Below are 21,693 nucleotides of genomic sequence, written 5' to 3'. Positions count from 1 at the left end.
CATTATTTCAGGTTGCTGTCGTTATTGACTACGTTGATGGCATTCATGACGTTGACCACGTTGTGCACGCTGACGCTGAGTTCTTTGGCGGCAATGCGGTCGAGGTAGCCGTTGGCCGTGCTCAACTGGTTGGCAAGACCGACCAGGGTGGCGTTGGTGGATGACAGCATCTCGACGGTTTCTTCCGTGTTTTGGGCGATGGCCGTCATCATCTGCTGGGACTTGCCAATCTCGGCGTTGGTCATCGAGACCGCTCCGGCCGCATCGCCATCGACGCCTTCCAAATCGCCACCTCCGCCGTAATCACCGTAGTCCCCTGCATCGTAACCGCCCGTATCATAGCTGGCACTTTCCGCTTCGGCTTCGGCCGCCATTCGTTTGGCCTCTTCTTCGGCTTCTTTGGCGGCTTTCTTGGCTTTTTTCGACCCAAACAGATACTTACGCCCGCCTTGTAGCGGCTCCAGGTAGGAGCGGTAATCTCCGCCATCGGTATACAAGGCACCGTTTCGGGCCATGATGGGTGCGCCGTTGCGGTGCAGCGAGGAGTTGAGCAGTTTGTCGATGATGGGCCGGTTGTTGCGGTAGGTGTTACGTGACAGAATCATGATGGGTTCACCCCCTTCCATTTCGCCGACCTCCTGACCCGAATCGCGCCGGACCAGCGCAATGCCCGATTGGCCGTAGGCACTTCCGTGGCCGGGTCCGTTCGGCACCCCGCCGTTGCGTAAATAGCCACCCTGGGCGAAGGAAGGCGGTTTCTGGGATTTGATGATCCCGATCTGGATAGCCCCCATAGCCGCCGGGGCCGCCACACCGATCAGCCCCAGCGGGAAACCCATCGTCGCCAGCGATTTGAGAGCCGCCATCGCGGCATTGATCAGCGCCATGGCAATCTGCATGGCCTGATCCCGTTTCCAGGCTTTGACCTTTTCGTTCTTCTCTTTCTCAGCCGCATCGGCGTTGATCTTGGCAATGGTTTTCTCGTACTGCTCCTTGGAGATCTTGCCTTTGTCGTACTGGTCCTTCCACGATTTGAGCTGGGATTCCTTCTCTTTCTCGATCTTTTTGAGCTGGCTGTCGAGGTATTTCTGGTTGAGCTGCTGGAGAGACGCCACGGCCTGGCCGGCCACCTGCAGGGTTTCCTGGCCTTTGGCGGTGAAGTCCTGCAGGGCTTTCTGGTTCCTGGCCTGCTCGTTGGCGAGTTTCTGATTCAAAAGGGTCATGAACGACGTATAGTCGCCTTTCATCAGGCCATCCACCGCATTGAAAAACTGCTGCTGGTTGGCCAGCCGCTGGGCGGTGCGTTCCTGGGTCAGCGTCGTTTTGTCGGCTTCGTACTTCTGGTCGTTGGCCGTAAGCTGGGCTTTCAGCCGGTCGTCGATGGCTTTGTCGGCGGCCGCAAGTTTGTCGTGATCGGCGATCAGCTCGGCGTTCTTGGCCTTTTCTTCGGCGGCTTCGTTCTGCAGCTTCTGACGGTTGTACTGGTATTCGGCATCGAGCCGCTGTTTTTTGGCGTCGTAGATGGCCTGGGCGTTATTCTTGGCCAGATTCAGGTACAGCTCGGCATTGGCAACGGCGGCCTGAAACTGCAGATCGAACAGTTGTTTTTCGGCGGCCAGTTCCTTGTCGCGCTTCTCCTGGTTACGTTTCAGCTCCTGCTGGCGGTGGTCCTCGTTTTCTTTCTGAATATCCGCCGACAGTTTCTTGTTAATCTGGTCGAGCGCGTCGGCCCTCTTTTTTCCATCGGTGATGGTAAGTTCGACTTCGGCCCGGGCCTGGGTGGCCTGGAAGGTCAGCTCGGCCAGTTTCCGCTCGTGTTCATCGGCGATCAGACTGATGAGCAGTTTCTGCTGTTTCTCGGCGGCTTCGCGATCCTCTTTCTCTTTTTTATCCCGGTACTCTTTTTCAATTTGGGCTTTGCAGGTTTCGTAGGCACTTTCGGCGGCCGCAAACTGCGTCAGCTTCAATTTGTGGTCGGCTTCACTTTCCCAGATACGCTGTTTTTCCTGATCGGTTTCGAAACGAAGCTGGGCGATTTTGCGCTCCTTTTCATCGGCGATGGCTTCGATCGTGGCTTTGCGGGCCGCATCGATGGCGTCCTGATTGGCCTTTTTCTTTTCTTCGGCCCGCTGCCTTTCGTGCTCCTGGCGCTTTTTGGCATCCTCGGAAAGAAAACCGGCATTGTCCAGCGTGATCTGGGTGAGACCCGTTTGGTTGGCGAGTTGGGCATCTTTAGCGGCTTTCTCGGCCCCGGTTTTGGAGGCCGTGGCTTTTTTGTCGACGTGGGTCTGGTGATCGGCTTCGGTTTTGGCGTGACCCGCTTTGAGGGTGGCCTGGTAGGTGGTACTGAAGGCATCGGCCACCCGTTTGCCGCTGTTGAGCATGGCGTCGGCCATGCCCTTGATGTCCATCGTGACAAAGGCTTTGACAAACTGGATGGCGACGTCAGCCGCGGTTTTCATCGCCTGCCAGAGTCCGTTGACGCTCGCCCGGAAGGTTTCGCTGTGCTGGTAAGCCGCCACCAGGGCCGCCCCCAGCGTGAGCAGAATGGCGATGACGGCCCCGATGGGGTTAGCCGACATCGCCACGTTCAACAGCCGCTGGGCGATGGCGGCTCCTTCGGTGGCGATGGTGCGGATTTTCTCGGCGGCTGCCAGGCGCAGGGAGTTGGCTTCGGCCAGAATGGCCTGGGCGTTGAAGGTAATCAGGTCCGCAGCCAGCAAACCGATCGAGACTTTGTTTTCGTTCAAAAAACCGGGTAAGGCTCCGATGGCTTTGCCAAAGGTCAGGGCCAGTTCACCCCCTTTGAGCACCGCCGGTAGGAGTTTATTGCCCAGATCGACCGAGGCCGATTGCACTTCCTTGCCGAATTTGGCGAGTTGGGCGGCCGCCGTCTGGTTCTTGATTTCAAACTCTTTGGTCAGAGACGTGCCGTCCTTCATCGCCGTGTTGGCCAGCAGTTGATTGTCGCGCACCAGTTGGGTCTGGTCTTTCAGCAGCGACATGACTTTGGTGGCTTCCTGCGATTTGATGCCCAGATCGGACAACTGTTTGGCGACCTGATCGGCGGGTAAACCCCGGAGACTTTCGGCCAGTTTCAACAGAAACTCGTTGGGGTTGGTGTTGATGAGCTTTTTCATCACACCTTCCGTGAGACCGAGCTGGCGGGCGAAGGTGGCCGTGTCCTGGGCGGCCGTCAGCAGGATGTTGGATAGACCACCGGCGGAGATTTCGGCACTCAGACCCAGTTCCTGAAAGGCGGCCCCTAATCCCAGCGTCTGGCTGATCTGGGGCGACAGATCGCCGAGTTGCCCCATTCGAGTGGTGAAATCAGCGACCACCGGGGCGGTAGCGGTACCCGCTGAGCCAAGTTCATTAAGGGCCGAACCGATTTTGGAAATAGCCGTTCCGGCATCCATCTCTTTGGTTTCCTGAAAGAGATTTTTCATCGTTCCCAGCTTGGACGTGACTTCTTCGACCCCGCCGGAAAATTCATCGCCCAGGGCCACCACGGCCTGGTCGGTGGCCCGCACGAAGCCCAGCATCTCGTCTTTGGCAATATTGATTTGCCCGCCGACTTTGGCAATCTCCAGCAGCTCAGCCTGGGCGGTGCGGGTGTCGATCTGCCGGATCTGGGCATCCAGGGCCGCGACTTCGTCGGTGGTCATCTGGGTGCTTTTGGCGATATCGGCGAAGGCATCCGAGGTTTCGGCGGCCGCCTGGATCGACTCGCGGCCAAACTGAACGACCTCCTGAATGATGTCGTCCAGGGCAAAAGCCGCGAAAGTACCCAGAAACGTTTCTTTCAGGCGGCTCCAGACCAAAACGTTGTCGTCGGTGTGGTCTTTGAGGGCGCGCATTTCGGCGTTGACGGCGTCGAGCCGCTGATCGACATCGGCGACCTCCTTCAGTTTGTCCAGCCAGTCATCGGAGTTGACTTTGAGGTCTTTTAGCTCGCCAATGAGCAGGCGCTTGCGGGCCCGGAGTTCGTTGATCGACGCGTTTTCGAGGTCCAGATTCTGGGGGTATTCGCGGGTCTCGACGTTGAGCTGCTTTTTCTGCTCGGCGAGTTGGGGGTAGGCGCCGGTGTTTTCTTCCCCGGCTTCCTTCATCCGGCGCATTTCGGCGGTGATTTCGCGGGCTTCCTGGCGCAGTCCGGCCAGGCTCCGCTCGGCATCCTCGCCGTCGATGATGAGCTTGATTTTACTCTCTTCAACCTGATTCATGGGGTGGCAGTAGTGGACTGGCCACCAAATTGAAAAGCCGCCCTGAGTGGAAACAGGACGGCTTAAGACTGGAAATTAAATTAAGTCCTTCAAGTCGGCATAAAAACATTAGTTTTTTATGCCGACTTGAAGCCAAGCGAGCCTGTAATTGCCAGTTTGAATTCGGAAACCTAAAGCACGCCTATGTCGATATTTTCGGGACGACTCAAAAATTATGTAAAATTTAAAATCCTTTACCCAGGCGGGTCATGATTAAATAGACCCGAGCAAAAGGGTATTCACTCCGAAATTACAGAGGTAAGGATAATTATGATTTCAGAAAGTACGTATAACCAAGTGCCCCATTGGTTATAAAGGGATTTTCGATTTGGTCTACCAAACCAAACTTTAACCAGAGTGGATAGTTTAAACCCCCGATCCATGTCCATTCACATCGATCAGTCGTTAAAAAGCGGTAAAATAAGGGGTGTATTAATCAAATTAAAGAAGTAAATTTATCTGCACCAAGCCTCATCCAGTTTGATCCTCACTGCACGCTATGCCCAGTTCATAGGCTAATTAAATCTTTTTTAGTTTGAACTTATGTCGGAAAATCGCACACGATCGGTCAATTTCCTGAGTGGTGGGGGAGAAATGGGTGCTCTAACTCGCGCTTTTGATTGGGAAAATTCCCCATTGGGCAATCCCGATGTGTGGCCCCAAAGTCTGCTTACCACGGTATCACTACTCCTTTCATCCAAGTTTCCCATGGTACTGTATTGGGGTGACGAGTTGATTCAGTTCTATAACGACGCTTTCCGGCCTAGCTTAGGCAATCTGGGGAAACATCCGGGGGCGTTGGGCCAGCGGGGTCAGGATTGCTGGCCTGAGATCTGGCCGGTCATAAAGCCCCTGATCGATCAGGTGCTTGCCGGTGGGGAATCTACCAGGAGTGAAAACCAACTCCTTCCTATTTACCGAAATGGTCAAATTGAGAATGTTTATTGGACGTTTGGTTACAGTCCCGTTTTGACGGATTCTAGCCAAATCGGTGGAATTTTGGTCGTTTGCCAGGAAACCACGCAATTGGTAATTGCTCAACAAAAAATACGGCAAAGTGAAGAACGCTTCCGTACCCTTTTTGAACAGGCTCCTCTGGGAATTGCTCTTTTGAGTGGTCGGAATATGGTCATTAATGTGGTGAATGAAGCCATGCACGAAATCTGGCAGGAACGTTTCTCCGTTGTTGGTATGGAATTGATTCAATTTCAGCCCGAGCTCAAAGGGCAGGGGTTTATCGAACTACTGGAGACGGTTTACGACACCGGAGTGCCCTACTTCGGCTCGGGTGAGCGGGTTCGGATAAAGCGGAACGGAACGTTTCAGGAGGCTTATTTTAACTATACGTATACACCTCTTCGTGATGAATCCGACACCATCATCGGGGTGATGATTTTGGCTGCCGAGGTGACTTCTCAAAAAGAAAATGAACTCATCCTGCAACAATCCTTGCAGCGGGAACAGGAGCTTAACCAACTCAAATCCCGGTTTGTCTCCATCGCTTCTCATGAGTTTCGCACGCCCCTGACTGTCATCCAGAGTAGTACGGATTTGATCAAACTGTATCTAGTCAAACCCCCGGATATTGCTACGCCCGCCATCGTAAAATACACAGGGGTTATTGCTAAACAGATTGGGCATTTAAACGAGTTGATGACGGATCTGCTGACTATGGGAACCGTTGAAGCGGGAAAAATTGCGTTTCATCCGCGTTGGACCGATGCCGTAATGGTATGCCAACACATTATTGACCGGTATTTTAGTAACCGAGTTGATGGCCGGGTAGTCGATTTTTCGGTGGAAGGGGAACCATCTAACACTTTCCTGGATGAAAAACTGATGAGTCATGTCCTGGTCAACCTGCTATCCAATGCTTTTAAATTCGCTCCGGACAACCCGCAACTGGTATTACGCTTTACGTCCGAAACGGTTATGATTCAGGTGATCGATACGGGTATCGGCATTCCCGCCAGTGATCTTTCATCCTTGTTCCAACCCTTTTTTCGAGCTGGTAATACCACCTCTATTCAGGGAACCGGCTTGGGGCTTGTCATCGCCCGTCAGTTTGTAGAACTTCACGGGGGTACCCTAAGTGTACAAAGTGATGAAGGGCTGGGAACAACCTTTACGATTGTTTTACCAAATAGCCCTGTAGATTCTCTGAACCTTAATTAACCTGATTCTCGCCCGCCCGTTCCAGTAACCTGGTATACCACCCATTAACCACTTCCGCCGTCCGAACCCGCAGCCGGTAGCGGGCCGAGTTGATCAGCCGCATCTTGGTGCTGTTGTACCAGGTGCCGCTGTACTGTTTTTTAACTACCGGCACTTTCCGGCGGGTGAATAGGATGGCGGCCGCAATCCGGCGGGCGGCTTCGTTGATGCTGCTCACCGAGCGGCCCCGGTAGCCCGGCACCCGCCCGAATTGCCCCAGCCCCACGGTTTTCACAAAAGACTCGAGCGCATCGAGGGGCGGCAACTTGTCGCCGTAGCGCACCTGGGACATATCCTTGAAGCGGCCGTATTCATGGAAGGAGATTTCTGCCACCAACTGCAACGCCGAGCGGCTGACGGTGGCCTGGAACTGCTGGAGCAGCTCTTCGGTCAGTACCAACCCTTTTTCTTCAATGGCCCGCTGGAACATCACCACGCCGTCGTGCACGATTTCCTGCGCCAGATCGGCCAGCTCATCGAGTAAATCCAGATCGTCGCTCATTGCTCCGTCATTTTAACGTACACCTTCGACCCGCTGAGCGGGTTGTAGAAGCTTACGCCGTCTGTACCGAACAGCCAGAGGTGTTCGCCCCCTTCGTGGTTGAGCACCACCGACCGGTCGATGACAAGTGTTCCATTTGAAAATACTTCGATGCGGTAGGTTTGGCCCGCTTTGCCGGTAAGCATCAGGAACCACCAGTAGAGATCGCCCTGCACCGGGAAATTCAGATCGTTGGCATTTTGCGGGAAAACGTACGGGCCGGTTTGGCCCTGCTCTGTCCAGCTATTGCCCCAGGGCTGCGAGCCGAAATACACCTGCATCTGCTGGGGGCTGCCCGAACGGTAATGCCAGTGACCGGCGGGAACGTCCCAGGCGTACAGCTTCGGAGCCGTCGTGCAGGAGCCATACTGATCGGCGTAGCTTTGGGTGATGAGCCGGGTAAACTCCGCTTCCGCCTTGCTGTCGGCATCGGCCTGGCTGACCTCGGAACCAAACAAACCGGCGGGAACGGTGATCAGCGCGGGACCACCCACCTGATCGGCACCACAGTTGCTCCGTTGAAAGGTGCCCGACCGGCTGATGGCCGCGCTCAGAAAGGGCGACGCCAGACAGTCGGCGCTGGGGACGGGGGGCAAGTAGCCTTCCGTGCCGGGCACGTTGGATTTGATGGGAGCTTCCGGTACGCGGGTGTTGTCATCCACGTAATACTTCTCCAGCAAGACGGCGGCTTTCATGCCGGTGCGTTTGCCGTTGGCATCCAGCAAACAGGTAATGGCTTTGGGTCGCCAGCCAGTGGGGCGCTTCGGCAGGTGGTCGGGCGAGGGCAGGCGGCTGTAGTGCTGTTCCGGATTGGTGTAGCGGAACACAAAGTTGCGGCCCAGCAGCGTCTCGTCGTCATCAGCGGTTTTCAAACTGTCGGTGACCGGGATCACCGGCAGGTAGGCCCGATCGGTGACCAGGTAGATTTCGGGTGATAGGGCCAGCTCCTGCAAATAGTCGCCCTGGGCTTTGCTCAGCCAGCCGGTTGAGACAGTCAGTTCCCGTTCACCGGTGACCTCGTTGATTTCCTTTTCGGAGAATTCGGGTCGGTAATCATAGCCGGTAAAGCGTTCGGTGATCTGGCGCACGTACCTGACCTGCTCGACGCCTTTACCGGTGCAGTAAAGCGTATCGAATCCGCCCAGGCTGTTGGCGAACAGCAGAAACCGCACAGTTCGGCGGTACTGGGTTTCCAGCCGGTACCAGCGGATTTCGGTGAGCCGCTCGTCGTCCTGGTTGCTGACCCAGACTTCGTAAGGACTCACCGGTTTGGGGCGACTGGTCAGCTCCAGGGCTTGGGGTCCTACCGGAAAGCAGTAGACTTTGTAGGGGTACACCGTCGTGAGCTGATTGGCCACGAGTCGCTCCGAGGTGCCATCGGTGTAATAAACCTGACTGATCAGCTTGAGGCTGGTGGGCAGGGGTGAAAAGTGGGTCAGCAGGTAGAGGTATTCGGGCTGATCGGCGTGGACGGTGCGGGCGTTGGCAGCCCAAGTCAGAAACCGTTTGCCTTTGCCGATGTACTCGGTGAAAAAGAAATCGTGGTAAGCTGCGTAATCCCGCTCGGCCACCCCGGCTTTGATGGCATAGGCCACCGGCGAATCGACCTGGTCGATCAGCGCATCGTCGTGGGTGCGAATCCGGCGCACGTAGTAGGGCGTCGTCAGGCTCTCACAGATCCCGATGGTGGGTTGCCGGAAGGTGGGCGGGGTGCGGATCAAGAGCGAATCCAGGTGCCGGGCAATATCGAAATACGCGCCTTTGTACACCGAACCGGTGGCCAGCACCTCGGGGGGGATTTCTGAGGCCACAAGTGTATCGAGCTCCTCGAAGGTGTTGGCCAGAAAATAGGGCGGGGTCATCAGGGTCAGTCCGTAGCGCAAGCCGGTGCGGTCGGGATAGGTGATCGGGTCGGCGGCTTCGGTGTTGACGACGATGGGGTTGCCGGTCAGGTGGACCGGGTAATGGGTCAGGGTGGCCAGGGCGTCCATAGGTCAGTACAGAAATTCGTTGAGGTTCATTTCCACATTCAGTTCCATGCGCCAGCCGTAATGCGAGTCGACCCAGAGCAGGCTGACGGCTTCGAGCCGGATGCTGTTGAGATCACAGAGGATGGTTTTGCTGCGGTTGTCCAGCCGTAGTTTTTTCACCAGGGCCAGCATGATCCGGAACGAGTCATCATAGGCGGCCACCTGGGCGTCGTTGTCGTCGAGCGGGGCCTGCACCAGCACCGACAGGCCGGTTTTGTAGACGGCCATGTGGTTGGCGGCAAAGTTGTCGCCGGGCAGGATGATGGGCTGTTCGAGCCAGGCCAGGGGGTAATCGAAATCGGGAAAGGATCGGGCGTAATCCATACCCTTTTCGACCCCGCCGTAGAGGAAGAATTTCAGATCGGGGTGGGCCGAAGCCCACTGCCGGAAGTAGTCCAAGTAGGAAGTAAAATCGCCGGAAAGCATCATGTATTAGATGGTTTCTGGCGAAAATCTAAGTTGTTGGAACTAATTGATAGGACAAGATTTGTTCTAGGATTTAAAATGTCGAAATAATTATAGTAACATCGCTAGTTAAAGCTAAAATAGAAAAAATTCAAAATATGTTGTAGTAATATAAATTGATTTATACAGGAAAAAGGCTACCTTAAAGTTTTAAAATTTTCAGGTTACAAAAATGTGAAACCATTTTTCTCAATTAAATTTCCAGTGATTTTGTAAGTTTTTACAAATGGTTTTCCTTCGGTTTCCTTTGCAATACTTAACCAGTTGTCTCGTAGATAGTTTGCTATTTTTTCTGTACCATAATGATTAAGTCCTCCAAGAATAAAAAAAGTAGAATTTCCTCCGTTTATATGTACTTGTAGTTTTGCGATCATTCCTATATCTTCTGGTTTGTTAAATTTCCAAATACTTTCGAAGGTTCCTAAGTTTTTTATTATGAGGGTGTTCTTTTCTGCCTCATTCCCTTCTAAAGGTTTTCTTTGAAGATTTATTATTCCATTCGAAAAATTATTGCAGATGTATTCAGCCAATGTTGATTCGCTTTTAGCGCTTCCAAATAACCCAATAGCAAAGTAAATTGCTCTCCTAAATGAAAAAAGTCCAAAATCATTGCTCGTAATTCTTCCTGATTCATCCTTTCTCGAATGATATTTTAATAGAGGCATTTGTTCAATTGCGAGTTTGTCATGGAAATTTAAAAATAATTTTTCTATTTCGGAAAAAGCTAATAAGTCTGACAAAGCTACTCCGTGATGTAATTCAATTTCTTTTTCATCAATCGGCTTAAATTTTAGTACAGTGTAAACTTCACTATCTTCATTTAAATCAAAAAGTTTTATAAAAGTAATCCAGTTTGTGAATTCTTCAGAATTGTTTCTTGTTAACTGTTGGTTTTTGTAAGTGTTGTAGATTGCAGCAAGATTGTTAATTACATCACTGTCAGAGCTTTGGAATGCGTATACCCCACTGTTTTCACCAATTGCGTCTATATTTGAAAAAGTAATTAGGCAACTTTGATTTTTTACACTTCCGGGCCCAATTTTAGGTTTAGAGACAATGAATTGAAAAGGAATTCGGTCAATCCTGTCAACAGAAAACCCCGGAATCCTATTGAATTCTTCAATATTTTCGTTGTTTTTTTGTATTAAAAATTTTATAAACCTTTCCTTTACTATTTTTTTGGATATATTTTGCATTTCTGAGCTCAATTCAAAATATATATATGTTACCATTCTATTTGTGACTTGATCATTAATTAATAGAGTATCCAATTCTTTCCTTGTCTGAATGTTCTTTATTCTTTTCCATGGTATTATCGTTGCATAATCAAATACTCGCGAAAGGTATCGGTGATATCTTGATTTTCCTTCTTGGCTATTTTCTGATGAAGTATCTAAAAAAGATATGTTAGTACTATTGGGATTTTTTCTGCATAACTCTATTAGTTTTTGCCTTAAATCTATAATTTCTTTTTTATAATTTTCATGTGCCCCAAACATTTCAGAAGCAAAATCCTTTTCTTCTTTAATAGATGACAGTAATATATCTAAATTATTGCATCTTAAATATCCAAAATCTGCTGAATAATTCATCATGTAAAATTCATTAGTTTTTATATTATCTTGTTGGATTTTTAAAATGTGCTCAAATGATTCAAGTCTCCCATCAAATGTGTTTACTAGTCTTAATGCAGTATAATTTGTTAATAAATATTGAACTTTATCTTGTAAGTCGGTTGTTACATTTTTTAATTTTTCTCTTTCTGTTAGATCATCTTTGTAGATAATTAATGCAATGATACATGCGATACCAACACCAAGTATTCCATTTAGTATTCCGGCTGCATCAATATGCTCAACTAAAGTATAGAATGGGTCTTTATCATATTTATGAAGTAAGTGATGGTCGAAGTAAAATATAATTCTTGCAGTAGTTAAGAAAAATATTAAATCAACTATGGAATATAAAGCGAACATAACTCTAGGGTGTGAAATATTGTCATTTTTTACATTGTCTAAGTCGTTTAGGATTTTTCTGATTGTTTTTGGTGTCCCCTTTTTCCAGAAAGCAATAATATTTATAAAAAAATTATAAATTGGTGCATGAATTATATGTAATTCATTGTTAGTCTTCGCTTTTTCATATTTGTTGTATACTCTTCTTAGCTCTACGGATATGATAACGAAGGAAAATAAAAGTATTCCGACAAGGCTTATGAAAGCAGTGGAAATTATTTCAGCGAGGTTAAGCATTAATACCATTTTGAAGTTAAGGGGATGTTTTTACATAATAATTTGAAACCTTTAAATAAGTGTTTTTCTTAATTCCTCGCAATGGGAAATTTCCCGTATTTTTAATAGAGCACTTCTTTTCATATTCTTTGCAATGGGTTCGCACTTAGATTATAGTTTAATATTGAGCTGAGAATATTATCGGCTTTTTAATGTTTTCTTTATTGATCTTCCTTTTATTTCCAACTGGTGTCGTTTACTAGATAGGTATAATAAATTATAATTGTCTCTAAGCTCAATAATATATTTATTCTAGTGAGTTACTATTTTTCATCCTGGCCTAATCTCATTTTCCATGGAACATTACCAGTTTATCTATTGAAATAAAAAGTCATGGAGGGGAACTCGATAATTTGGGTATATACGAAATCCTACCAAATGTTAGATTCTCTCAAATAATTTAACATGGTCTCTAACAACTTTGCGAATCTCGATAACTTTCTATTTCCTTTTCCATCAGTTTAGTTTCCCGTTTAATCTTTAGGTTGTTGTCCCGCAGAAAAATCCAGACCGTGTGCACGTTCTGTTTGCAGACCTGATCGAAGTTGCCGAAAACGCCCAGTTTGGCAATGTCCATCAGCGAGGTCAGGATGCCTTCGCCGTTTTTGTACAGGGGCGGTTCGTCCGACTCGTCGCTGTCGTAGACATCCTGGTAGCTCTCAAAAAACCGGTTGTTCATCCATTCGAAATATTTCAGCACCGCCATGACCTGCCCGATGGACAGCTTCTGAAACTTGCGGGCGCGTTCGTCGGCCAGCACTGAATTGAATTCTTCGCGCAGATCACCGTTCCAGTCGGCCGACTGGCGGAACGTCTCGGCGTCTTTGCGCACCGGGCGGCACAGCGTGGCGATCAGCGCATACACCGCCATCGAATTGGGGTTTTCGGGGCGGGTGTAGGCCAGGTAGTGCATATTGGCCATCGCAATTTCAATAGCCGAGGTGTTGCTGTAGTGCGGATCGGGCAGGTGGTAGCGAACGCCGTCGACTTCAAACCAGTCCAGGGGCTTGTGTTGCAATCTCTCTTTCCAGATCCAGAGCGTGAGCTGGCCCAACCGGTACCGCTGCTCGACGGTCAGTTGTTGGGCGGTTTTTTTCGGAATCGGCATGAGCTCCGCCAAGGCGCGGGCTTTTAGTACCGTCCGTTCCTGGGGCTCCAGTAATTCCAGCGGAACCAGTGTCAGCGGCAAGAGCGCCACGATCTGGCGGCTGGTGCATTCGTGCCAGGCCTGCGGCACCGGGTAGGAATGGGCGTTGAGCCAAACGGTTTTCATCGAATCCAGCTACGCAGTTGAAGGTAAACCCCCAGGGCGGCCAGTCCCCGCCAGCTCCAGTTTTCGAGCCGGGCGCGTTGCAGCCGGGGGCGCAGCGGGTCCCGGTGGGTGACCACCTTTTTCAGGGAATCCCGTTCGGCCCGCAGTTTGATCATTGAAAGGGTAAGGCTCAGCCGCTCGGCCTGGCAGTGCTGCACATCGGCCCTGAGGTAGCCGGTACGCTGTTTTAAAAACTCGTAGCGCACCAGTGAATCGAGTACCGCCGGGGCCTTGCGGATGGCTTCGCGAATGAGGCTAACGCTGTCGGCGGGAGTCCCTCCGGGACCCCACGGTATTTTTTGGCGTGACGTAATCGACGATTGCCCCTAGAGCGTCCAGCTCAGACAGATGCTGCAGACTGTCGCGCACCATTTTTTCCTGCAAGTCATGAATGCGTTGTTGTTGGGTGGAAATGATTTGCTGACCGTGGGCCAGTTGACCGGCGTACTGAATGCTGTCGAAGAGGGCCTGCCGGCGGGAGTTCTCCCGCAGCAGGGCGGTGCGCTCGTCCTGGCAGGTCTGCAGGCTGCTCTGGCTGGTGAGCCAACTTAACGCAAATGGTGCACGCATGGATAGAGTTTTTTTACAACCCGGCTCATTATATAGTCCGGGTTTGTTTTTTCGGACGAATGATGGACCAAATTCGACAGTCGTAATTGGGTCAGTTACAGGACGATTCAAATATTTAATTGATTATATGGCATTTTTGAAAATCTATGCCCCTATTTTTCAAAGTAGAGTTTCTTGACTTGAGTATTAACATCGAAGGGCCATTCCCTCAATAATTGCCGTATATTGTCTACGTTATGCTCTTTGGTTTGTTATATAGTGCATTTCTAAATGCACTATGAAAGGTCAGTTAGTCGCCATCCTTTTGGTGGCAGGGGTTTTAGTTTGCTTCGCGGCATATTGCTATGCGATTTTTGATTGGGTAACTGATTACCAAACCGGGGTTTATCAGCGCGAGCACTTTGAAGCTTTTTATGAAACTTCGGCCCTTGCTCTCTACACGCTCCTTGGATTTCGGTTTATGAACAAAAGGATGAATAGCCTCTAATGTGATTGCAAAAATGCTTTCTTTCCATATCGGAGGTTTTCTTTACTTGACTTTAGTTGGATCAATTATTGTACTCTGTAATCAAACTTCTACTAATGACAAAAATTCTTCAGCGCATTGCCTCATGGTTTTTTACCAAATCGGTTACTGAAATCTGGACTGAAAAGCCCAAAATCAGGACTTGTGCTAATCTTGCTGAAGCGTCTGGTCGAGCCAACAGCCTGACCCAACGGAGTGGAAAAGATTACAGTATCCTGCAGCGTGGCCCCACCGATGTTATTATTGTACATACTAAGCACGCTCCTTTGTTTGTAGCTGATGGCTATCAGATGGCATTTAATAAGCAAGAAGACTAATCCTTCTTTCCGCTCCGGAATCAGGCTTGTGTCCATAATAGATGGTTTGATAATTGTGAAATAAATAAGTGATCTTGATGTACCTCCATACACAGCCCGGCACAGTGTCGGGTTTTATTTTTGGGACGTTTTATTAACTAAATACCAATAAGGAAACTTGGAAGAAATTTCCTTTCCCTTAATGGGCCTGTATAACTCACGTTAGATTAGGTAGGTAATTCGTTAGATAGGTTTCAAAATGGTAAGATGCCTGCTTTGTAGAAATAATTAAATTTCTTGAACTGGTTGAATCGTGCCAGAACGACTCAGCAGATTAACCGCCATTAAGTAGGGTATTATAAACGGAATTGCTGGAATAGAAACCAAATAAGAGCCGACCGTAAGGGGCATCAAGGAGAAGTCTGGTAAGACGCTCAGTAAAAAGCCTAGTAAACTAATCAGGATGTAGCTCCAGCAAGCTCGTGGCTTGAACCAACGAGTCGTTTTCAGCGAGGCCCCAAAAGCAGCACTGGCCAAGTAGGTCAACCCTACTTCAATTCCGCTTATCCAGGCAAATAGGTCTCGCAAAGGTAAGTACCAGTCAGGTCTTTTAGTCGAACCAGAGGCTACAAAAATCCGGAAAGATTCGGTTAAAAAGCTACCCCAGTACGTCATATTAAGTATGAACAAGGGCATTGCCAAAAAAAAGGCTACTAACCCGAGCAACGAATAAACCTCTTCACCCGCTTGTTTTAATTGATGGCTTAAGAAGGTAAATCCAATGGTGATCAATACCCCGCTAATCACCAGAATACAGTAGCGCACTTGTTGTTCAGTAGCGGTAGCTACCCAGGCTTTTGCCGTGGTGGGTGGTGGACCCATACCGGCAAAAATGGCGATAAATAGCCAGGGAGCTATCAGAAACAAAATGCCAATGAGGAGATGACTTTTTCGCTGATGCTGATTGTGGATGGACTCTTTACTCAGGGTCCATGTTGCCCAGCTCATTAAACCGGCGTGAATGAGCCAAATGGGAATATACAGCTTGTAATGACTATGCCCTAAGGCAAAACCAAGTATTGCCACCACAAAAGGGACGAGTATGAGGTAAACTCGACTGAGGTTTTTTACATTCATTCCATGAATTGATTACTGATGAAAAAGTTCGGATTTACGCCGAAAACCATTTTTGGAATCATTAAACAGTAGGTTACCCAATTTAATAAAACCAACGTATTTACCTAAGTCCGCAAAATAAGTGAGTAATGAATCGGACGATTTTTGACTGGTTGGGGTAACTTTTCGAGATGATGCATTTCCAACTGCCTAAGACAATCCTTGCAGTTGTCCGGAGAATGTGGTTTTCGTTAATCAGTATATAGAATATTGAACCGAAACGATGGTGATAGCTTCGGCCATTATTTAGGTGGTTTTTTAAAGAATTAAAGCCTATAATTGCTCACATGGAAGTGCTCAATCGAACATATATTTTTAGAATAGCGAAATAGTCGAAGCGTTATTTTATTTTTCCTCTTCGCTTTCAATATCTATTACTGATGTTTTATTTTTCATATCACTAGATATTTTGGTTATTTCTTTGATTAAATTTGAATACAAAAATTTTATTTCTATAATATCACTTCTTCTGCCACCTTCAAATATATCTTCTATTAATTGGATTAAATTATATTCACACATTGGTGTATACATTTTCATCATAAATTCCAAAGTTTCTATATTTGAGTTATCTAATATATCGATAATTGATAATAGCCTACCTCTAACAAAAAGAGATAAGTTATTAAATGTATTAATAAACTGTTGTGGATCCTCATTGAATCTGGAACTATTTATCAAGCGTTTAGGATGAACTTTAATTGCTTGATTAGCTTGGACCATCAATGTTATTCCCATAAAAACACCGATTCCAAAATCTATTTCACCTATTTCTGAACCTATTTTACTTTCCGTCATTGAACTTAACATTGTATGTCCAAGATCAAAGCCATTTTTAAGTGTCTGATACCTAACTATAATATCATTTTCTTGTTTCTCTTCTAATTTTTTTTCTACAGAATCTATTTCATTAGAAAGATCTCTTTTAACCGTTGAAATTCGATCTGAAATAAATTTCCAGGATATAAAGGCAGCTAAAGTAAGCAGGGTGCCAGTTATAAAGGAAAATATAGCCGTTTGTCCTCCCAATGATTCGGTATAAAAATCTTCCTTTACTTTATAATATAAGATTTCACGTTGCAAAGAGTCGTTTTGCTTTTTCAATAGTTCTCCCTGTTTTTTAAAGACTCCACTTAATTTCACCATTTGAGCTTTTAAAGAGTCTGTGGGCGTATTTGCATTGGAGAGTTGTATACAAAAAAGTAAAATAAGAAAAGCCTTCGTTGCTCGTATCATTATGTTAAAAATTATAGTCAAACCAAATAATTTAGGTTAGTGTCTGCATTGGTCAAATCTGCAATGTCGCTTTACCCGCTTTTAAAGAACAACCGATTAAATTGGTCTAAAAATCACAACTCCGTTTTGACCCCAAAATTTGTGTCTCGCGACAGGCCATTTTAACGAACCGGGGCCGTATCCTGCCACGTGACAGTTCTCGGTTTCATGTAAATGGCACAAATTACCATTTCACAAAATAACATTTTTTTTTCTGTGCCAATCAAAACATTGAGTGAGATTAGATTAAGTCCTTAAAATGTGGATATTTTATCCAATAACTCGATATCAATCCATTATCATTATTCAGCTATTTAACTCGGTCCAACAATCAACATACGAAAAACGTCAGTTTATTGACCGGGATTTATTGACCAGAGATTCATGTGCAATGAATTGATTAGAGAAAGTTAGAACCTTGTTAGATTATTCTCTTCCCCATTCATAAAAGTCGAAGTTGATTGTAAAACCTCCCCGTCCGCCCGTACATCCGGCGTTCGGCATTGTCCCGCCGGTCGTGCGACAAATGGCAGAGCTGGCACCGCGCCTGGAGGTTATCGAACCGGTTGTGGGTGATATCGTGATCCAGATGAGCCACCGTTAGCACCACCGACAATCTGGGCGTTCCGTCCCCGGCCAGCAGATGGTTGTGGAGGTCCCGGTAGGCGGCCGCTTCCTTATAGGTGCCATACCCCGCCCCTAGATGATCCGCTTCGGCATTGCCCCCAATCGGAATCCACTGGCCCTTCTCCCAATGACCGACTGCATAGTTCCGCACGCCACAGCATTCACACCGGCCTTTTGCTCGGTGGAACCGGATCAGGCGACTGATCAGGCTCCACTTCGGATGATAGCGTTTGTAATCGACGGGCATCAGAACCGCAGATCGTTATCTTCTTCCTGAAAAGAGGGGCTGGTCGGCGCGGGCTGCGGCAATCCCGCCGGTCGCAGGGCGGGAGCCGCCTGGGGAGCCGTGGCCACCGTTGCCGCCAACTGCATTTGCACTACCTCGATGCGCCAGGCGTTCAGGTTCGTAATCACCCCTTTCCGCCCGCCTTCCGCCGTCTTGTCGTATTTCCGGCCATCCAGGTTGTACTTGATCACCACGGACTGCCCTTTCCGCAGCTCGTTGACCAGGTTCACTTTGTCGCCCTTCAACTGAAACTCTGGCGTATTGGGAAAATCCGGATTGGTGGTGATGTCGATCCAGAAAGACCGGACGGCGTAATTGTTCTCGCCAACGTATTTGATGGCACCGGCCCCGAAAAACTTGCCGGTAATGACTTGGGAGTCTTGCATGGGATTTTGGTTTTATAAAGTTAAAAATTGAGTTGCTATAGCCCGATGACCCCCGTAAAGCGGGTCAGAATCCCGGCCTCAATCCAGTCCTGAAACTCCCGGAGCGGCACTTCGCGGGGTTGTTCTTCATCGATATTCAGAAAGCCGATCTGCTTCACGCGCCAGGTGCCGCCGACATCGAAACCTCCCACTTTGTAGAGCACCAGAAACAGTTGTCCCTGCCCATCCCGCCAGCGGCTGAAGCGGGCAATCACCGGTTCGGCTTTTTGTACTTTTTCGGTTTCGACTTCGTTTGCTTCCATGTTTTTTGCTGATTTTTCACGGTTGTATTTCTACCACACTACTACAAAAAGTTAAAGCATTAAATACTAATGAATTGAGTGCCTTTTGCTGTATTATTTTTGTGGTAGCCCATATTACAAATACCACACTACCACACCTTTACCACAGAATTACCACAACTTTATTACAGATTGAGTACTGATTATCAGGGGCTTTACTGCTGCTGTGGTAGCGTGGTAGCAAAAAGCCGGTTTTTTTTTGAGTTTAGGTTAAGCCTTTTTCGATCTTCCTACCCCTCAGATCCACCCCGAACTTGTCGGTAATCTTGCTATAAGTCATTGTGCATGAGCCGCTGACCGAGCGAGATCCGCCCGGAGCCGTTTCGCTCTCGTCGGTCATAAACCGGATGTTGCGGAAAAATTTGTCGGGGTTCGCCGGCGACTCGAAGGCCAGCATTTCGTCGCGCAACGTGTCGCGCTCGGCCGGTGACTTCCAAAACGTCTGCCGGTATTTCTGGGCTTAAATGGTATAAAGCGAAGGAAACCGCAGGTGCAGCAGGCTGCCCTCAAACCGGAAATGAATGTCTTCCTGGATAAAGCCGTTCTCGTACTGGTTCTGGATGATCTCGAAGAATTCCGACAGCGCCGTTTTCTCGGTCTGAATGGTGTGCTGGCGCAGAATCCCGCGCGTTCCGATGGCGACGAACTCATCCAGAATGTCGTCGTCGCTGGTCACCTCGAACTGCAGGTTGATCTTGCCGAAAATCTGGAGGATGTAGGCCACCGACAGCACGCGGGCCATGTTGGAGATCAGCCGTTCCACCGGTTTTTCGTGCCGGGTCGCTTCCTTCAGGGGCGTATACAGATCATCGTAAGCCTGTTTGAGATTGGCTTCCACCAGCGCCCGGTGTTTCAGCATTTCCAGCGTCACAAACGACAAACCGTCCTGCTCGATGTCTTTAAACCGCGCGAAGGCTTCCACCTGCTCGTCGGTTTTCTGCTGTTCGGTGATGGGCACAAACAGACAGAGGCTGAAGAAAATCGGGTTTTCCGGAATGTAGTTGGAGGTCAGCACCAGGGCGCTGTAAATGTCGATGGTGTCGGTGCCGTCGCGGCTGTTTTCTTCGGCCCGGATGTAGCCATTGTCGTCGTAAGCCGACTGCAGCAAGCCTTCAAACGGAAAATCATTGTGGTACTCGTCCATCCAGATCATCCCGTTGGAGGTGTGCGACATCACCCGGACCAGCCCCGCTTCGGTGTTCTTGTTTTTGAGGTTGGCTACCGCTTCGTGCAGGTTGTAGAGTCGGCAAAGCGACCGGGCAATGGAGCTTTTTCCGCTGCTGGCTCCGCCCTTCAAATACAGGATCGGACTGGCGTTGGTGTGTTTGACCACCAGGTCGCGGAACAGCGCCATCAGGTAGAAAGTCGCCGGAATGATCGCATTCTCGTATTTGTGCACCTGCACCAGCAAGCCAAACCACTCATTGAACGTCAAGTTGCCGGGGGCTAACTGAAACAGGTGCGCCCGTTTTTTCTTGACCACCGGCATGGACAGGCACAGGGGAGGCTGGCCGTCCGGCGGATTGACCGCCACGATGCCGAACTCATCGGGTTCCAGCACCGCATCGGCCGAATCGACGCTGATGGCTTTGTTGGAAAAGAAAAACACGCGGCTCTCCGGATGGTAACCCAGCCGGGTGACTTTGACGGCGTTCGGAAAATTCATCCGGAACAGGTGCTGCCAGAGTTCACCCAGGTAGGTGTCGGTGATCTTAAGCGCCAGTCGGTGGCTGGCCAGCTTGTTTTTGAGTTTGGTCGCCGAACAAAATTCCTCGTGGGAAATTTCAATGTAGAGCGGTTTGGCGATGCCGATGCGCAGAATCTCCAGAATCCAGGACTTTTCCTCGTTTTCGTCTTCGGTGCAGTACTTGACGTAAATCTGAAAATTTTCGGCCACGCAGATCCAGTTCTTGGTGACCCAGATCCAGATCCCGCCGTCGCGGTAATCGACGTTCTGTGATAGAATCCGTTCGGCCTTCTTGGGTTTGTCAACGGGTTTGGCTTCCGGATCGGGCTGCGGTTTGCTTTCTTCGGGTGCCGTTTCCTTCTTTTCCCGGCGGGGTTTGGACACGTCGATGTTGTAATCTTTAGCAATCTGAAAGAATTTCCAGGGGTGCGTAAACCGGGTGGTCTGGATGGCATTGGTAAATTTCTCATCGGCATCTTCCACCATGTAGTTCGGGTTGAACTGACTAACCTGGTGGAATAAGGCCCGGCCATCTTCGCTGAGGGTGGCCATGCAAAAAGCAATCAGAAGCCATTCATGGGAGTAGTTGCCGGTGATATCGACACGGGCGGCAACAATCCGCTCGACCACGGCCGCCACGTGGCGGAAAACCTCCGTCGCATCCTTCCTGATCTGGATGTCAGTTTTTGGCTTTTCCTTCCGTTTCGCCAGGCCTTTGATGGGATACGGCTCCGCCAACGGATTAACGTAGAGGTTGGGGTCGTAACCGACGAAGCAGGGGCGGCACACATCGGAGCCACTGGCATCGATCTCCAGTTGATAGGTCTGTCGGAAGTAGAAGGCCAGATCCGCAAAGGCATCGGCATGCCGGTTCGGGTCGGTTTCGACAACGGCCTTGAGCCGGTTACCGGAAGGGGATTCGAACAGGACCAGGATGTACGGATCGGCCTGAAGTTGCAGGCGGGTTTCGGTAAAGTGGGCAATGTCATCGAAGTCAATGGCCATCAGCCCCGAATGCTGTTTGAGATTTTTAGCCAGGCGGGAGGGTTCAAACCGGCCCGAAAGCGTCAGGTAGTCCAGGCTGTCCTTGGGCGGTTTACGGGCTTTGGGGTCCGGAAACGTTCGGAGTTGTTCCACTTTCGCCCGGTAGGTACCGTCCGAAATCATCTGGACGGCATCCGCCAGGGTGAGGGTGGCGGTGGGCTTTTTTCGGTCGATTACCCCTGGAAAAAGGAAAATGAATAGTTCTGAAGGCGCTCGATCATCGCTTGCGTTTCTTTTTGGGTTCATCCATCAGCCAGATCCACAGGCGCGGGCAACAGATGCCCAGCGCCAGCAGGATCAGATCCGCCAGCAGACTATACCACTGCAACAGGAAATGAGTTACTTTACCGTCTCAGACTTT

At 49.2% G+C, this 21,693-nt stretch carries 18 protein-coding genes; 4 read left to right on the top strand and 14 right to left on the bottom strand.

From position 1 onward, the window contains the following. Window positions 1-2: 2 nt before the first annotated feature. Entirely contained in the window at window positions 3-4,226 is a 4,224-nt protein-coding gene (locus F0P93_RS29090; protein WP_150881319.1) for a phage tail tape measure protein, read from the bottom strand. A 582-nt stretch (window positions 4,227-4,808) separates the two neighbouring features. Between F0P93_RS29090 and F0P93_RS29085 the strand changes: the two genes are divergently transcribed. Next, window positions 4,809-6,440, top strand: coding sequence for a PAS domain-containing sensor histidine kinase (locus tag F0P93_RS29085; protein WP_150881318.1), 1,632 nt, complete (start codon window positions 4,809-4,811; stop codon window positions 6,438-6,440). Here the strand turns inward: F0P93_RS29085 and F0P93_RS29080 are convergent. The 7 genes from F0P93_RS29080 to F0P93_RS29050 all read right to left on the bottom strand — a co-directional run bounded on the left by F0P93_RS29080 (window position 6,433) and on the right by F0P93_RS29050 (window position 13,688). Beyond that, window positions 6,433-6,981 (bottom strand): hypothetical protein, encoded by a 549-nt coding sequence (locus F0P93_RS29080; RefSeq protein ID WP_150881317.1) that lies wholly within the window; start codon window positions 6,979-6,981, stop codon window positions 6,433-6,435. The genes F0P93_RS29085 and F0P93_RS29080 overlap by 8 nt on opposite strands. Next, the gene (locus F0P93_RS29075) at window positions 6,978-9,011 is read right to left on the bottom strand and encodes a DUF5977 domain-containing protein (RefSeq protein WP_150881316.1); all 2,034 of its coding nucleotides are present in this window, start codon (window positions 9,009-9,011) and stop codon (window positions 6,978-6,980) included. The genes F0P93_RS29080 and F0P93_RS29075 overlap by 4 nt, the downstream gene beginning before the upstream one ends. 3 nt (window positions 9,012-9,014) lie before the next feature. Beyond that, window positions 9,015-9,479 carry a hypothetical protein gene (locus F0P93_RS29070; RefSeq protein WP_150881315.1) on the bottom strand — a complete coding sequence of 155 codons (465 nt, stop codon included), beginning with the start codon at window positions 9,477-9,479 and terminating at the stop codon, window positions 9,015-9,017. Between the two features lie 200 nt (window positions 9,480-9,679). Continuing rightward, window positions 9,680-11,776, bottom strand: a complete 2,097-nt coding sequence (locus F0P93_RS29065; protein ID WP_150881314.1) for a hypothetical protein — start codon at window positions 11,774-11,776, stop codon at window positions 9,680-9,682. 442 nt (window positions 11,777-12,218) lie between these two features. Next, window positions 12,219-13,079, bottom strand: coding sequence for a hypothetical protein (locus F0P93_RS29060; protein ID WP_150881313.1), 861 nt, complete (start codon window positions 13,077-13,079; stop codon window positions 12,219-12,221). Beyond that, window positions 13,076-13,324, bottom strand: coding sequence for a hypothetical protein (locus F0P93_RS29055; protein ID WP_150881312.1), 249 nt, complete (start codon window positions 13,322-13,324; stop codon window positions 13,076-13,078). Before F0P93_RS29055 ends, F0P93_RS29060 begins: the two co-directional genes overlap by 4 nt. A gap of 49 nt (window positions 13,325-13,373) precedes the next feature. Next, the gene (locus F0P93_RS29050) at window positions 13,374-13,688 is read right to left on the bottom strand and encodes a hypothetical protein (protein WP_150881311.1); all 315 of its coding nucleotides are present in this window, start codon (window positions 13,686-13,688) and stop codon (window positions 13,374-13,376) included. A gap of 277 nt (window positions 13,689-13,965) precedes the next feature. Between F0P93_RS29050 and F0P93_RS29045 the strand changes: the two genes are divergently transcribed. Together F0P93_RS29045 and F0P93_RS29040 are read left to right on the top strand one after the other, a co-directional pair. Next, window positions 13,966-14,175, top strand: a complete 210-nt coding sequence (locus F0P93_RS29045) for a hypothetical protein (RefSeq protein ID WP_150881310.1) — start codon at window positions 13,966-13,968, stop codon at window positions 14,173-14,175. Window positions 14,176-14,270: 95 nt separating this feature from the next. Continuing rightward, window positions 14,271-14,531 (top strand): hypothetical protein, encoded by a 261-nt coding sequence (locus tag F0P93_RS29040; protein WP_150881309.1) that lies wholly within the window; start codon window positions 14,271-14,273, stop codon window positions 14,529-14,531. A 267-nt stretch (window positions 14,532-14,798) separates the two neighbouring features. On the opposite strand, the gene F0P93_RS29035 is transcribed toward F0P93_RS29040, so the two are convergent. The 5 genes from F0P93_RS29035 to F0P93_RS29015 all read right to left on the bottom strand — a co-directional run bounded on the left by F0P93_RS29035 (window position 14,799) and on the right by F0P93_RS29015 (window position 18,562). Further along, complete coding sequence (locus F0P93_RS29035; protein ID WP_150881308.1) at window positions 14,799-15,647, bottom strand: hypothetical protein; 849 nt, start codon at window positions 15,645-15,647, stop codon at window positions 14,799-14,801. A 384-nt stretch (window positions 15,648-16,031) separates the two neighbouring features. Continuing rightward, entirely contained in the window at window positions 16,032-16,922 is an 891-nt protein-coding gene (locus F0P93_RS29030; RefSeq protein WP_150881307.1) for a hypothetical protein, read from the bottom strand. 481 nt (window positions 16,923-17,403) lie between these two features. After that, window positions 17,404-17,835, bottom strand: coding sequence for a hypothetical protein (locus tag F0P93_RS29025; RefSeq protein ID WP_150881306.1), 432 nt, complete (start codon window positions 17,833-17,835; stop codon window positions 17,404-17,406). Beyond that, a complete protein-coding gene (locus tag F0P93_RS29020; protein ID WP_150881305.1) occupies window positions 17,835-18,260 on the bottom strand; it encodes a DUF3127 domain-containing protein in 426 nt (141 codons plus the stop codon). The genes F0P93_RS29025 and F0P93_RS29020 overlap by 1 nt, the downstream gene beginning before the upstream one ends. 35 nt (window positions 18,261-18,295) lie before the next feature. Next, a complete protein-coding gene (locus tag F0P93_RS29015) occupies window positions 18,296-18,562 on the bottom strand; it encodes a hypothetical protein (RefSeq protein WP_150881304.1) in 267 nt (88 codons plus the stop codon). 320 nt (window positions 18,563-18,882) lie between these two features. Between F0P93_RS29015 and F0P93_RS29010 the strand changes: the two genes are divergently transcribed. Further along, the gene (locus F0P93_RS29010) at window positions 18,883-19,065 is read left to right on the top strand and encodes a hypothetical protein (protein WP_150881303.1); all 183 of its coding nucleotides are present in this window, start codon (window positions 18,883-18,885) and stop codon (window positions 19,063-19,065) included. Here the strand turns inward: F0P93_RS29010 and F0P93_RS29005 are convergent. Continuing rightward, complete coding sequence (locus F0P93_RS29005; RefSeq protein WP_150881302.1) at window positions 19,062-21,578, bottom strand: BT4734/BF3469 family protein; 2,517 nt, start codon at window positions 21,576-21,578, stop codon at window positions 19,062-19,064. The genes F0P93_RS29010 and F0P93_RS29005 overlap by 4 nt on opposite strands. Window positions 21,579-21,693: the final 115 nt, after the last annotated feature.

The sequence above is a fragment of the Larkinella humicola genome, assembly GCF_008727875.1.
Lineage (GTDB): Bacteria > Bacteroidota > Bacteroidia > Cytophagales > Spirosomataceae > Larkinella > Larkinella humicola.
This window is presented reverse-complemented; position numbering and strand designations above follow the sequence as displayed.